This window comes from Streptococcus cristatus, from assembly GCF_003943505.1.
Lineage (GTDB): Bacteria > Bacillota > Bacilli > Lactobacillales > Streptococcaceae > Streptococcus > Streptococcus cristatus_E.
In genome coordinates this window covers 1-535 of sequence record NZ_RJPS01000119.1, presented here as the reverse complement: position 1 = coordinate 535, position 535 = coordinate 1, and the positions used below count along the sequence as shown (strand labels likewise).

The 535-nt window shown below is 48.2% G+C and carries 1 protein-coding gene; it reads left to right on the top strand.

Features of this window, described 5'->3' with window-relative positions; all coding sequences use genetic code 11:
* A partial coding sequence (locus D8792_RS11310; protein ID WP_446677405.1) for a primosomal protein N' family DNA-binding protein occupies positions 1 to 535 on the top strand: 535 nt, incomplete at both ends.

The window sequence follows — 535 nt, the reverse complement described above, 5'->3', positions numbered from 1 at the left end:
CTGATGCAGACGGATAAACCATACAGCTATGCGGTTCCAGAGGAGTTTTCTGGGATGCTAGAAGCTGGGATGCGGGTGCATGTGCCTTTTGGCAAGGGCGGTCGGTTGATTCAGGGGCTGATTGTTGGCTTGTCTGATGAGGAAGCTAAAGATCTGGCGGGGCATATCGGAGAATTGAAAGATATTGCTGAAGTTCTTGACTTTAGGCCGGTTCTCAATGCCGAGCAGCTCTGGTTAGCCGACCAGCTGCGCCAGTCTGTCTTTTCCTATAAAATTTCCATCTTGAAGGCCATGTTGCCGAGTCTTCTTAATTCCAGCTATGACAAGCTGCTTTATCCAACGGAGCAGCTTTCTTCTGAGGAGCGGCAGGCCATTTTTGGTCAGGAAGCTAGTCTTCGTTTTTCTGATTTGGACAAGAAAAGTCAGTCCAAGCTCATGCGGTTGACTCAGGCTAGTAAGATTCGCTTGGAATACCAAGCGACGGACCGTAAGCATATCAAGACAGAAACTTGGTATCAGGTGGATAGAGAGAAAT